Genomic DNA, 12,451 nt, shown 5'->3' on the forward strand with positions numbered 1-12,451 from the left:
GCGCGCCTCAGCGACCCGTCGTGGCAGTGGTTGGCGGGGCCAAGGTCTCGACCAAGCTGGACCTGCTGGGCAACCTCGTCGAAAAAGTCGACCAATTGGTAATCGGCGGCGGCATGGCCAATACCTTCCTTGCCGCCCAAGGCCTGAACGTCGGCAAATCGCTCTGCGAACACGACATGGCCGACACCGCGCGCGCCATCATGGCCAAGGCCGGGGCCTCGGGCTGTGAACTCCTGCTGCCCGCCGATGTGGTGGTGGCGCGCGAATTCGCCGCCGGGGCCGAAAACGAAACCGTCCCGGCGCATGCCTGCCCCGAAGATGCAATGATCCTCGATGCAGGCCCACTGGCCGTGGCGCGCATCACCGCCGCCTTGGACAAGGCCAAAACGCTGATCTGGAACGGCCCGCTGGGGGCCTTTGAAATCGCCCCCTTCGATGCGGCCACCAATGCCGCCGCCCTCCATGCCGCAAAACTCAGCAAAGAGGGCAAGCTGATCTCGGTTGCCGGCGGCGGCGATACCGTGGCCGCTCTCAACAAATCGGGCGCGGCGGGCGATTTCACCTACATCTCCACCGCTGGCGGCGCCTTCCTTGAATGGATGGAAGGCAAAGACCTGCCGGGTGTGGCGGCACTGAAAGCCTGAAGCAAGGGCGGTTTTTAGAGCCCATCCGATTTCTTCAAAAAAGAAATCGGACCGAAATCTTTTGAAGATTTCGGTCTGCAGTCAGGTCCAATCGTCTCGCCCCAAGCGCCGCAAACGCTGTACCCTTCGGCAAATCGACCAAGACCCGCCCCTGTTAGCGCGACCAGAATTGCAACGCCCGCCCCCCTCGCCTAGAAGCGGGCCAACCGGTGCGCCCTGCACTCAATTTATTCCGAATTCAGAGGTCAGATCATGTCGAACGAACGTCAGGCAGAACAGCTACGCAGTGGCAAAGGCTTTATCGCGGCCCTCGATCAATCGGGTGGCTCCACGCCCAAAGCCCTGCGCCTCTACGGGATCGAGGAAAGCGCCTATAGCTCCGATGCCGAGATGTTCGATCTGGTCCACGCCATGCGTACCCGCATCGCCCAAGCCCCGGCTTTTAATGGCGACAAGGTAGTCGGCGCGATCCTGTTCGAGATGACCATGGACCGCGAAATGGGCGGCAAACCCACCGCGCAATTCATGTGGGAAGATCGCGGCGTCATCCCCTTCCTCAAGGTCGATAAGGGGCTAGCCGAAGAAGACATGGGCGTGCAGATGATGAAACCCATGCCCGAGCTTGACGCGCTGCTGGAACGTGCCGTGAAGGCCGGCATTTTCGGCACCAAGATGCGCTCGGTCATCAATGCCGCCAATGCCGATGGAATCAAGGCCGTGGTGGCGCAACAATTCGAAGTGGGCAAGCAAATCCTCGGCCATGGCCTCGTGCCGATCATCGAACCCGAGGTGACCATCTCAATCTCGGACAAGGCCGAGGCCGAAGAGATCCTGCTGGCCGAGATCAAGGCACAATTGGACGCGCTGCCGGACGACCAACAGGTCATGCTCAAGCTGACCCTTCCGGAAACCGCCAATCTCTACAAACCGCTGGTCGACCATCCCCGCGTGATGCGCGTGGTGGCTCTTTCGGGCGGCTACTCGCGCGAGGAGGCGAACACCCGCCTGTCGCAAAATACCGGCATGATCGCCAGCTTTAGCCGCGCCCTGACCGAAGGGCTTTCGGCACAGCAATCCGATGATGAATTCAACGCGACTATCGCCGCCTCGATCGACAGCATCTATCAAGCCTCTGTCGCGGGCTAAGCGCGCTCATCGGTCCCTGTCGCGCCCTCTTCGCGCGGAGGGCCGTGAGGCCCGATAAGCGTCCGTTTTTGGGACTGGGGGCCTTGCCCCCGCCGCCCTTCGGGCGCCTCCCCCAGGGTGTATTGGCCAAGAAAAAACCACCGACGCTATACCGACAAAACACCGACGTTATACCGACGCGGTATTTTCGGGTGAATATTTTGATCAAATTATGGTGGCATTGTTTGTTCCAAGCGATTAGCCTGACGCCTGAAAAGGCGCAAGGATCGCTCCAATGGACCTGTCAAATCACCCCACCTTCCGCGTCGCGGCCTGCGACCTCAATGGCCAGATGCGCGGCAAGCGCGTGCCGAGTGACTATGCGGAAAAGCTGGAAAGAGGTGCCGTGCGCATGCCGCTTTCCGCGCTCAATGTGGATATTTTCGGGGCCGACATCGACGGCTCACCCCTGGTGTTCGAGACGGGCGATGCCGATGGCATCCTGCGCCCAACGGACCGTGGCGTGGTTCCCATGCCCTGGCTCGATGGAGCGCCCCCTTTGGTGCCCATGACCATGTATCATGAGAACGGCATGCCATTCGACGGCGATAGCCGCCATGCCCTTGAAAACACTTTGAATAAATATGCTGAGCGCGGGTGGAAGGTTGTCGCTGCGACCGAGCTTGAATTCACACTGGTCGATGACAGCGGCGATGCCTTGGCCCCGGTCAAGGATCCACGCACTGGCCGCCCTCTGGACGCGCCCGACATCCTGTCGATCGCGCAACTCGACGCCTTCGATGATTTCCTCAATGCCCTCTACGACGGCTGCGCCGCCATGGGAATCGCCGCGCAAACCGCCACTTGCGAGTCCGGCGTCGGCCAGTTCGAGGTGACCCTCAACCACCAAGACGCCCTGCGCGCCGCTGATGACACATGGCTCTTCAAAGCATTGATCAAGGGCCTCGCGAGGAAACACGGCTTCGCGGCCACCTTCATGGCCAAACCCTTCGCCGAAGATGCCGGCAACGGCATGCATCTGCATTTTTCCGTACTGGATGAGGCCGGCCGGAATGTCTTCGACAATGGTGGCGACGAAGGCTCTGACCTCCTGCGCTCAGCCGTTGCGGGATGCTTGTCCGCGATGCCCGACAGTACACTGATTTTCGCTCCCCACGCAGGTAGTTACGCGCGGCTTGTTCCCGGCGCTCATGCCCCCACCGGGGCCAGTTGGGCCTACGAAAACCGCACCGCCTCGATCCGCATCCCCGGCGGCTCTCCCCTTGCTCGTCGCATCGAGCATCGCGTTGCCGGCGGTGACATCAATCCCTACCTCATTTTTGCAGGCATCCTTGGCGCGGCCTTGATGGGTGTCGAGGATAAGATGACCCCCCCTGACCCGATTTCTGGAAATGCCTACGATCACGACCTGCCGCAGCTGGCGACCGATTGGGGAACGGCCATTGACCGTTTCGAGGCAAGTCAACTTATGCCCCGCATCTTCCCGGAAAACTTGATCCGCAATCTCGTCATGACCAAGCGACAAGAGCTTCGCTTGCTCGCCACGAGGCCAGAAGACACATATTGGCGCGTCTACCTCGATTCCGTTTGATCACGGGCTTGTCGTCAGCGCCAACCTCAGGTACTTTAAAATTTGATCAAATTATGAGTTCACCATGAAGATCGGCATATTGCAAACCGGCCACGCGCCCGACATCGTCCAAGACGAACTGGGCGATTACGACGCGATGTTTGCACGGCTTCTCGACGGTCACGGCTTCGCCTTTCGAACATGGAATGTGGTGGATCAAGACTACCCTATCGCACCGTCCGATGCGGACGGCTGGCTGATCACTGGCTCAAAGCATGGCGCATACGAGGATCATCCTTGGATCGCCCCCCTCGAATCCTTCATTCGCGACGTCTACGCTGATGGACGCCCCCTCGTTGGCGTCTGCTTCGGCCATCAGATCATCGCGCAGGCCCTTGGTGGCAAAGTCGAGAAATTCAAAGGGGGCTGGGCCGTGGGCCACACCACATACGACATGGAGGGCAAAGAGCTCGACATCAACGCTTGGCATCAGGATCAGGTGGTTGCCCTGCCGCCCGACGCCAAGGTCATCGGCTCGAACGATTTTTGCGCCAATGCAGCGCTACTCTACGGCAACCGCGCCTACACCATTCAACCCCACCCTGAATTCACTTCCCGGATGGTCGAACTATTGATTGCTCACCGAGGCCCCGGCGTGGTTCCCGATGCCCAACTGGCAGAGGCCCGGGCACACCTTGCCACAACGACGGCCAATGATACCATCGCCAGGCGCATAGCCGAATTCTTCAAACAGGAGCGCTGATCATGGCCGACTGGAAAGACACCCTGCCTGAGGCGGCGCAAGGTTATCTCGAAGGCCGCCGCCTTGACGAGGTGGAATGCATCATTGCCGATTTGCCCGGCATCGCCCGGGGCAAGGCCGTGCCAGCCTCGAAATTCGCCCGCCAACAATACTTCCACCTGCCGGACTCGATCTTTTACCAAACGATCACCGGCGATTGGGGCGAAGCCGCAGGCGAAGAAGGGTTCATCGAACGCGACATGATCCTGCGCCCGGATATGTCAACCACCACGGCCGCGCCTTGGACAGGGGACTGGACCCTCCAAGTGATCCACGACGCCTTCGACCGCGAGGGCGAGCCTATCCCCTTCGCCCCCCGCAACGTGCTCAAGCGCGTCGTCGACCTCTATCACCAACGTGGCCTCAAACCGGTGGTCGCGCCAGAAATGGAGTTCTTCCTCGTGGCCCGCAACCTCGACCCCGCGCATGAGATCGAACCAATGATGGGCCGCTCGGGCCGCCCCGCCGCGGCGCGACAGGCCTATTCCATGACCGCTGTCGATGAATTCGGCCCGGTGATCGACGACATATACGACTTTGCCGAGGCCCAAGGGTTTGAGATTGATGGCATCACTCAAGAAGGCGGCGCCGGACAACTGGAAATCAACCTGCGCCACGGCGACCCGGTAAAACTCGCCGACGAGGTATTCTATTTCAAACGCCTGATCCGCGAAGCAGCACTGAAACACGATTGCTTCGCTACATTCATGGCCAAACCGATCGAGGATGAGCCCGGAAGCTCCATGCATATCCATCATTCGCTTCTGGATATGGACACCGGCGAGAACATCTTTTCAGGTCCGCAGGGCGGCGAAACAAATGCCTTTTATCACTTCATCGGGGGGCTGCAAAAACACCTGCCCGATGCCATCGCTATCTTCGCGCCCTACGTCAATTCCTATCGTCGCTACGTCAAGGATCACGCAGCCCCCATCAACCTCGCCTGGGCAAGCGACAACCGCACCACCGGCATCCGCGTGCCCCTCGCCTCACCCAAGGCCCGGCGTGTCGAAAACCGGCTGGCGGGTATGGATTGCAACCCCTACCTCGGCATCGCGGCCAGCCTCGCCTGCGGGCTCTTGGGGCTGCAAAACGAAACCCAGCCCGATCCCGAATTCAAAGGCGACGCCTACGAGGGCGAGGCCGATATCCCCCGCGTTCTGGGGTCGGCACTTGAACTTTTCGACAACGCCGAAGACCTGCACGCCATTCTCGGCCCTGATTTCGCCCGCGTCTACTCCATCGTCAAACGCGCTGAATACGACGAATTCCTGCAAGTCATCAGCCCGTGGGAGCGTGAACATCTGCTGCTCAACGTGTGACCAAATGCAGAAGTCCCTGTCCTTCTTCTGTTTCCAAATATCCCGGGGGAATCGCGCACCGCGCGATGGGGGCAGCGCCCCCTTTTCGACGCCACAGGTCACCCCATGAACCTGCTTTTTTCAAACGACCGCCGGGGCGAATATCCGCAAAGCTGGTACGCGGCCACGGCCAACTCACTGCCACCATTCGACCAGCTACGGGGCGAGGTCCGCGCCGATGTCTGTATCGTTGGGGCCGGCTATACCGGCCTCTCGGCAGCGCTGCATCTGGCCGAACGCGGCTTTGACGTCGTGCTGCTGGAAGCGCACCGCGTGGGCTTCGGGGCCTCGGGGCGTAACGGCGGACAACTCGGCTCGGGTCAGCGGATGGATCAGGAAGGGTTGGAGAAACTGGTTGGGCGAGAGGATGCCGCGAAACTCTGGGATTTGGCCGAAGACGCCAAGGCCCTCACGAAGTCCCTGATCAGCAAGCATAAGATCGACTGCCAACTCAAGCCTGGCGTGGCCCATATGTGCTTCACCAGAAAAGAGGTGGCCGAGGAACACGCCTACGCCGACCATCTGGCCGATCGCTACGGATATACCGCGCTCGAAAAGCTGGATCACGACGCGGCCCGGGCGCTTTGCCCCTCGCCGCAGTACAAGGGCGGGACGTTGGACATGACAGCGGCGCATCTGCACCCGCTCAACTACGCTCTCGGACTGGCCCGCGCGGCACAAGCCGCCGGGGTTCGGATTTTTGAAAACTCATGGGTCAGCGACATCACCAAGGGCAGCCCCGCCACCCTGCAATGCGACCAGGGAAAGGTGCAAGCCGATCATGTGATCCTCGCCTGCAATGGTTATCTCGGCAGGCTTGATGCCAAGGTGTCCGCCCGCGTTATGCCAATCAACAATTTCATCGCCGCCACTGAACCCTTGGGGGATGAGGCAACGCGCGTCCTGACCCAAGACGTAGCCGTGGCGGACACGAAATTCGTCGTGAATTACTTCCGCCTCAGCCACGACAACCGCCTGCTCTTTGGCGGGGGCGAAAGCTATGGATACCGCTTCCCCGATATCGACGCCACGGTGCGCAAACCCATGGCGCAGATCTTTCCGCACCTCAAGGACGTGCGGTTCGATTATACTTGGGGCGGCACGCTGGCGATCACCATGAAGCGTATGCCCTACCTTGCGCGACTCGCGCCAAACATGCTTTCAGCCTCGGGCTATTCCGGTCACGGCGTCGGCACCGCCACCCATGCGGGCAAACTCATGGCCGACGCCATCGCAGGAGAGGCCAGCGGCTTCGACGTATTGTCGCGCGTGCCAACTCCACGTTTCCCCGGCGGGCATGTCTTACGCAACCCGCTCCTGGCCCTCGCCATGACATGGTACGCCACCCGAGACCGGCTGGGCCTGTGATCTAAAAACCGCGCGTGCGCCTCTGTTGCGAAAATTTCACTTGGGGTGAGTCGCTCTTTGTTTTAGGTTTTCCGAAACTGCACTTCAGGAAAACCGAAGCCATGACCCAAGCGCCCAACGTTCACGACGCCGAACCGATCCCCGAAGCCGCCCGCGCCGAGATTGATCGCCTGCTGCAATCGGGCGATCTGTTCCGCTATACCGCACCCCAAGACGCGCCGGTTTCGCTTCTGGAACGCGAATTCGCCGCCTTCATGGGCAGCACCTACGCGCTCGCGGTCTCCTCCTGCTCCGCCGCCTTGTTTCTGTCTTTGAAAGCGCTTGGCCTGCCGCGCGGCGCGCGTGTCCTGATCCCCGGATTCACCTTCGCCGCCGTTCCCTCTTCGGTCGTGCACGCCGATTGCCAACCGGTGCTCTGCGAAGTGGGCGAAGATTACCGCATCGACATTGAGGATTTCACCAAACGCCTGAACGAGAACATCGCCGCCGTCATCGTCAGCCACATGCGCGGTCACACCTCCGACATGGACGCGATCATGGCCCTGTGCGACGCGCACGACATCCCCGTGATCGAAGACGCCGCCCACTCGCTCGGCACTCTCTGGGATGGTCGCAAAATCGGTACGATTGGCAAAGTCGGCTGTTTCAGCTTCCAATCCTACAAGCTGGTCAATGCGGGCGAAGGCGGGATCATGGTCACCGACGACGCAGACCTTGTCGCACAGGCCGTCATCATGTCCGGTGCCTACGAACACAACTGGGCCAAGCATATGGCGGGCGATGATCCTGCCCTCGCATCCGCCTTTGCCCGTTGGCAAAACAAACTCCCCCTCTACAACCTGCGCCTCAGCAACCTCGGCGCCGCGATCATCCGCCCGCAACTGGCCGAAGTGCCCCGCCGTGTGCGCGACGGTCGCGCCAACCACGATTACGTGGCCGAGCGACTGAACACCTCGCCCTTCCTGCATGTGCCCCCCAAACTGGCCAAGGAAGACCGCGCCCCGGATTCCATCCAGTTCAACCTTGTTGATCTCTCCGATGACGAGGCCCGCCACTTTGCCGAGGCCGCCGCCGCTCGCGGCGTCAAGGTACAGGTCTTCGGTCAAAGCACCGACAACGCCCGCGCCTTCTGGAACTGGCAGTTCATTCCCGGCCCGGCGCCGGAACTTCCCCGCACCCGCGCCATGTTGATGCGGGCCTGCGATTGCCGCCTGCCCGCACGACTGACACGGGATGAGTTGGATTTCATCGCCCTCACCCTGCTTGACGCCGCGCAAGACGCCGTTGGCGGAGTGCGCGCCTACGGCACCTAGAGCGTTTCCAGTTTACCTTGAATCAAAGCGCATCGCCAATGTCCCGAGAAGGCCGAAGGCCTGGCAGGGTATTGGTGATGCAACAATAACTGGAAACGCTTTAAAGGATCGTCAAGTAATCCGCCATGAACGGGTGACGCGCGATTGCGGGCGTCACCAACTGCTCTCGGAAAATCGGCTTGAGCGTCGCAGCCACCTGCGCGGGCATTTCGCCCAAAATCTCCTTTCGCGCCGTCAAGCTGATCGTCCGTGTTAGTGGCTCGAAGGGCAACTCCAACACGTCGATCTGGTCGGCAAAACGCCGCGCCCGCATCAAGGCCAAGGGTGGCAAAATAGTCCAACCCGCCCCCTGCCCGACAAGCGCAAGAATGGCGTGGTAACTGTCAATCTCGAACCGATGCCGCAATGTCAGGTTCTGCTTGGCCAGGTGGGCATTCACAAGCCGCCCCATGTGGTGGCGCTGCGTGTATTGCACCATGGTCATGCGCTTGAGCTGCCGCAGGACGTCACCACCGGCATTGACCGCCCCCTTGGGCGCGGCCACGACAAAGCCTTCGCGCAGTAGCGGGTGCACCTCGACCCAAGCGTCCTCGGCCCCCAATTCGGCGGCCACTATCACGTCCAATCCCCGCGCATCCAATAAATCATACAGATAGTGACTAGCGCCGGTCTCAAGCAGGAACTGGCAGCCCTTCAACTCCTCGGCCATATGAGTGAGCAACCTTGGCGTTACATCCGCCTCCAAGTCCTCGATCATACCAAGGCGAAACCGCGTCAAATGCGACAGGTCCGACATGGCCAATTCAGCCCGCGCCTGCGCGGCCTCATTCAGAATAACCTGTGCATGGCGCTTCATGATCTCGCCCGCGGGCGTTAACCGAACCGGCCGCGCGTTGCGTTGCAACAGGGTAGCGCCAACCGCACCCTCCAGATTGGTCAACTGCTGGCTTACGGCTGACGGGCTGGCCCCTAACCGTTTGGCCGCGGCAGAGATCGACCGTTCGTCAGCCGCAGCCATGAACACTTCAATTCCCCAAAGGGTGATCCGACCAGGGCTATCGACCATCGAGGTCTACTTGCTCATCTTCGACAGTTTTTGCTGCAGCTCGGCAAGTTGCTTCTTGATTTCGTCCAGATCTTCACCTTCGGCTTCTTCAGCGCTACTTTCAGATCCGGGCACGGTGCTGCCCCCACCTAAACCTCCGGTCATCGCCTTCATGAAGGCCTCTTGCTGGGCGCGCATCGCGTCCATTCCGGGCATGCTGGCCAGCGGATTGGCCTTGGTCATGTTTTCCATCATCTGGCTTTGACCCTTCTGGAGCATCTCGAAACTGGCCGCCAAAAACTCGGGCACGACACTGGAGGCTTGCGAGGTATAGCTACGCACCAGATCGTTCAAAACATTGATCGGCAGTACGCTTTCACCACGACTCTCGTGTTCGGCGATGATTTGCAACAAATACTGCCGCGTCAGGTCATCCCCGGATTTCAGGTCAATGATTTGCACTTCCCGTCCGTCGCGAATGAATTCTGCAATATCGTCAAGTGTCACGTAATCGGACGTCTCGGTATTATAGAGGCGCCGGCTGGCATAACGTTTGATCAAAAGGGGTTTGTCAGTCTCGGCCAATGCACGGTCCTCCCAGAAATGCAGCGCTGCAGCGCAGACTATGCTACCGCAGCACAAAAAGAAAGAGCGAGCCTTTCTAGGGCTCGCTCTCGCGCAAACGCATCCTTAACAGGGAGGAGATGGATACGTTTATATTTGCGCTTACTTGGCAGCAGTTGCTTTCTTGGCAGCCGACTGAACGTCGTCAGTGGCTTTCTTGACAGCTTTGGCCGCATCTTCTTGCAGGTCCTTGCCAGCCGCCATCATCAGTTCAACGGTGTCCATTTGAACTTTTTTGGCGATTTCGGCGAAAGCAGCCATGTTTTCGGCAGCCACTTCAGCGTTGGCCGATGCGAAATCGGTCATGGCTTTTGCGTAGTCGGCAGGCTCGGCTTTGGCTTTGGTCATGTCCGACATCTTGGCCAGGGTCTCTTTTGTCCACTTGCTCGACAGCTCGGCCGATTTCTCGGCGGCGTCCAGAGCAACGCCCGACAGCTTTTCGTTCAGGGCGGCTTGGTTCTTGAATGCGTCTTCCATCGCTTTGGTGTCGACGGGGAATGCGCCCATGATGTCTTTCATCACGGTGTTCATGTCTTGTGCTTTAGCCATTGGTAAGGCTCCTTGGTCTATCGCTGCGGGAGAATTCCCGCTTTTCTGCGTCTGCAAACAATATGCATGCCGCAGCGCAGCATTTCAAGGTTTTTTTCTGCACTGCAGCAAAACTTTTACATTCCGCAAAATATGGCGATTTTTCAGGCGCTTGCTTTCTTGCGCACATAACTTCCGGGTGCCGGGGCCAATGGCGGGTGCTCCGAATCGCCCGGTTTCCGGGCCGGAACCATCTTGCCAGACCGCTTCTTCAGCCAAGTTTCCCAGCGTGGCCACCATGACCCTTCGTGGAACGTGGCCCCCTCCCGCCAGCTGTCAGCGTCCAAACTCAGGTCACTGTTGGTGTAATGTCCGTACTTTTTCTTGTTGGGCGGGTTCACGATGCCCGCGATGTGGCCGGATTGCGAAAGAATGAACGTCCGGTTCTTCGATCCGGTCTGCTGGAAACCACGATAGCAATCTTTCCACGCCGCGATGTGGTCGCTCTCACAGGTCACCGACATCAGCGGCACAGTCACATCTTTGATATGTACCTTTTCACCACAGATATCGAAACCATCAGTCACAAAGGCGTTCTTCTGACACAGCCCCCGCAAATACTGCATCGTCATCGCCCCGGGCAGGTTGGCACCGTCGCCATTCCAATACAGCAGATCGAAGGCAGGCGGAGTTTCCCCCATCATGTAGCTCCGGATCGCGGGGGTATAAATCAGGTCGTTTGACCGCAGGAAAGACATCGTGCGGGACATGATGAAAGATCTTAGAACGCCTTGCTCCTGCACCTCCGCTTCAATGCCGTCCACAAAATCGTCTTGCAGGAAAGGAACAAACTCCCCCTGCTCGGAAAAATCCGTAAGCGCGGTGAAGAATGTGGCCGACTTCACGCTCTTGTCGCCCTGCTTGGCTAAAAGCGCCAGTGTCAGGTGCAAGGTCGTCCCGGCAATGCAATAGCCCACGGTATTGACCTGTTTCACACCGCAAATCGCCTTGGCCTCGCGGATCGCGGTTAGAAATCCTTCCTCGATGTAATCATCCATGCGTACATCGGCATAAGAGGCATCCGGATTCACCCAGCTCACCACGAAAAGGGTATAGCCCTGATCGGTGATCCATTTGATCATGCTGTTCTGTTCCTTGAGGTCCAGAATATAGAACTTGTTGATCCAAGGTGGGAAGATGACCAGAGGCGTTTCATGGACCTCTTCCGTGGTTGGCGCGTACTGGATCAATTCCATCATCCGGTTGCGATAGACGACTTCACCCTGCGACGTGGCGATGTTCTCTCCCAATTCGAAGGCGCTTTCATCAGCCAGACGCACAACCATCTCGCCCTTGTTGGCTTCCAGATCGGCCACAAGGTTTTCCAAGCCCTTCACAAGGCTTTCCCCCTCGGTCGCCACGGCCTTCTCCAAGGCATCGGGATTGGTACCCAAAAAATTCGTCGGGCTCATCATGTCCACGATCTGGCTTGAGAAATACTCAAGCCGCTGCTTGTCTTTTGGTGACAGGTCATCGGCCTCTGCCACCGCATCTTCGATGGCTTGCTTGTTCAGGGCGTATTGCTGCTTGACGTAACGAAAGTACGGGTTCGTCTCCCACAAGGGATTTGAGAAACGCTTGTCGCCCTTCAAAGGATCTTCTTCGTCCTCATCGGCCTCGGGCACGTGCCCCTGCATCAAGCCTTGCTGCGCCTCCATGAAGTGGCGCACCGATTTCCCCCAGTACTCCAACTGCTTTTCATAGATCTTGCCGGGGTTTTCCAACATATCCGCCCAAAGCGAACTGGCCGCCTTGGCAAAAAGTTCCTGATCGGGCCCATTCAGCGAGGGATTCGCCGGGTTGCGCGCCGAAAACGCCTTTACCAGACGCTGCGTAAGCTCTTCGACACGGGCCAGATTCTCATTCATTTTCTCGAGATTCTCACCTGCGACATCCTCATGCGTTGCCATATTAAAGAAATCCTTTTAACTTTCTGCCATGCAGCATACCGTCGCTTGAGCGGAGGAGCAGTGCGACGAAACGAACCGGC

11 protein-coding genes are annotated in these 12,451 nt (G+C 59.1%); 7 read left to right on the forward strand and 4 right to left on the reverse strand.

Annotated elements, in window-relative coordinates:
* From pgk to QZ498_RS13555, 7 genes are all read left to right on the forward strand, one after another.
* Positions 1-644 (forward strand): phosphoglycerate kinase (gene pgk / locus QZ498_RS13525; protein ID WP_294623106.1); only part of this gene is annotated, 644 nt, incomplete at its 5' end.
* Positions 645-896: 252 nt separating this feature from the next.
* Positions 897-1,790, forward strand: a complete 894-nt coding sequence (locus QZ498_RS13530; protein ID WP_294623108.1) for a fructose bisphosphate aldolase — start codon at positions 897-899, stop codon at positions 1,788-1,790.
* A 274-nt stretch (positions 1,791-2,064) separates the two neighbouring features.
* Positions 2,065-3,381, forward strand: a complete 1,317-nt coding sequence (locus QZ498_RS13535) for a glutamine synthetase family protein (RefSeq protein WP_294623110.1) — start codon at positions 2,065-2,067, stop codon at positions 3,379-3,381.
* Positions 3,382-3,445: 64 nt separating this feature from the next.
* On the forward strand, positions 3,446-4,123 hold the full coding sequence (locus QZ498_RS13540) for a type 1 glutamine amidotransferase (RefSeq protein ID WP_294623113.1): 678 nt from the start codon (positions 3,446-3,448) through the stop codon (positions 4,121-4,123).
* Between the two features lie 2 nt (positions 4,124-4,125).
* The gene (locus QZ498_RS13545; protein WP_294623115.1) at positions 4,126-5,484 is read left to right on the forward strand and encodes a glutamine synthetase family protein; all 1,359 of its coding nucleotides are present in this window, start codon (positions 4,126-4,128) and stop codon (positions 5,482-5,484) included.
* Between the two features lie 105 nt (positions 5,485-5,589).
* On the forward strand, positions 5,590-6,891 hold the full coding sequence (locus tag QZ498_RS13550) for an FAD-binding oxidoreductase (protein ID WP_294623117.1): 1,302 nt from the start codon (positions 5,590-5,592) through the stop codon (positions 6,889-6,891).
* A gap of 101 nt (positions 6,892-6,992) precedes the next feature.
* Entirely contained in the window at positions 6,993-8,204 is a 1,212-nt protein-coding gene (locus QZ498_RS13555; RefSeq protein ID WP_294623118.1) for an aminotransferase class I/II-fold pyridoxal phosphate-dependent enzyme, read from the forward strand.
* A gap of 100 nt (positions 8,205-8,304) precedes the next feature.
* Here the strand turns inward: QZ498_RS13555 and QZ498_RS13560 are convergent, their stop codons facing one another.
* The 4 genes from QZ498_RS13560 to phaC form a co-directional block, all read right to left on the reverse strand.
* Entirely contained in the window at positions 8,305-9,270 is a 966-nt protein-coding gene (locus QZ498_RS13560; RefSeq protein WP_294623120.1) for a LysR family transcriptional regulator, read from the reverse strand.
* Positions 9,271-9,276: 6 nt separating this feature from the next.
* The gene (gene phaR, locus QZ498_RS13565; RefSeq protein WP_294623122.1) at positions 9,277-9,834 is read right to left on the reverse strand and encodes a polyhydroxyalkanoate synthesis repressor PhaR; all 558 of its coding nucleotides are present in this window, start codon (positions 9,832-9,834) and stop codon (positions 9,277-9,279) included.
* Between the two features lie 141 nt (positions 9,835-9,975).
* Complete coding sequence (locus QZ498_RS13570; RefSeq protein ID WP_294623124.1) at positions 9,976-10,422, reverse strand: phasin family protein; 447 nt, start codon at positions 10,420-10,422, stop codon at positions 9,976-9,978.
* Between the two features lie 143 nt (positions 10,423-10,565).
* Positions 10,566-12,371 (reverse strand): class I poly(R)-hydroxyalkanoic acid synthase, encoded by a 1,806-nt coding sequence (gene phaC, locus QZ498_RS13575; protein ID WP_294623126.1) that lies wholly within the window; start codon positions 12,369-12,371, stop codon positions 10,566-10,568.
* Positions 12,372-12,451: the final 80 nt, after the last annotated feature.

Source organism: uncultured Roseovarius sp., assembly GCF_913057115.1.
Classification (GTDB): domain Bacteria; phylum Pseudomonadota; class Alphaproteobacteria; order Rhodobacterales; family Rhodobacteraceae; genus Roseovarius.